The 1,317-nt window shown below is 35.3% G+C and carries 1 pseudogene; it reads left to right on the top strand.

From position 1 onward, the window contains the following. Positions 1 to 92: 92 nt before the first annotated feature. Positions 93 to 1,250, top strand: a pseudogene (locus D1643_RS11025) (IS3 family transposase). Positions 1,251 to 1,317 lie beyond the last annotated feature (67 nt).

Raw genomic sequence — 1,317 nt, 5'->3', positions numbered from 1 at the left:
ACACACTTGAATAGTGGAGCTATACTATAAAAGTGGACAGAAAATTGTGTGTTATAATCTGTCTATTAAGACACAAAAATGAAAGGACTTTTATGTCAGGTTTTAAACGTTACGACGAGGAATTTAAGCAATCTCTCGTTAATCTCTACCAAACAGGTAAAACTCAATCCGAACTCTGTAAAGACTATGGTGTCTCCCCTTCTGCACTTGCAAAATGGATCAAGCAGTACTCTCAAGTTCGTCTTGAAGATAATACGGTCTTGACTGCTAAACAGATTCAAGAATTACAAAAAAGGAATGCCCAACTCGAAGAAGAAAATCTTATCTTAAAAAAAGCAAGTGCCATATTCATGCAAAACTCCAAGTGAGATTAAAAGCAGTCTATAGACTCCGATTTGAACACACGACAGTTATGCTCTGTCGTGTTTTACATGTCAATCGTTCCACCTACTATAACTTCATAAACAAGAAGCCCTCAAAACGTGAAATAGAAAATCAACGCTTGAGAAAATTACTCCTTGAGATTTATATGAAAGCCAAGAAAAGAATTGGAACGAGAGCTTTTAAAATTATTCTCCTGCGTGATTATGGCGTTAATATTTCTGAGGGGCGTATCTTAAGACTTCTCAAGTCTATGACACTCCCTAAAATGTCAACGATTAAACCTAGAGTTAAATCAAAACACTCTCCTGCATTTTCTTCTGATAATCTCCTTAAACAAGAATTTAATCCTAAGTCCCCGAATCAAGTATGGACAACTGATTTCACTTATATTTCTATAGGACATAGACGGCATGTTTATCTCTGCGCCATCCTTGACCTCTACTCTAGAAAATGTATTGCTTGGAAAGTAAGTGACAGGATTGATGCTAAACTTGCCTGTGACACATTAGGGATGGCTATAAATAAGAGGAAGCCTAAGGAACCAATCATTTTTCATTCGGATCAAGGTAGCCAATTTAAATCAGCTTCCTTTAGAAAAATATTAGATGAGCATCAATTGCTTGCTTCTTACTCCAAACCTGGATATCCTTATGATAATGCTGTCACTGAGGCCTTTTTCAAGTACCTCAAACAACGGGAAATAAACAGAAGAACTTATCACTCCATTCAAGAAGTTCAACTCTCTTGCTTTGAATACATCGAACAGTTTTATAACAACTATAATCCTCATTCCGCAAACAATGGTTTAACTCCAAATCAGAAAGAAGAAAACTATTTTAAGAAAATATAGCTCATTTTGTGTCTAAATATTTGACATTAGTCCAAGTATAATAAGCGTTGTAATTTAAGACTTTAAATCCTGCATCTAAAAGT

Source organism: Enterorhabdus sp. P55 (assembly GCF_009911695.1).
Lineage (GTDB): Bacteria > Actinomycetota > Coriobacteriia > Coriobacteriales > Eggerthellaceae > Enterorhabdus.
Note: the sequence above shows the minus strand (reverse complement) of the source record. Positions and strands in the feature narration are given on the sequence as shown.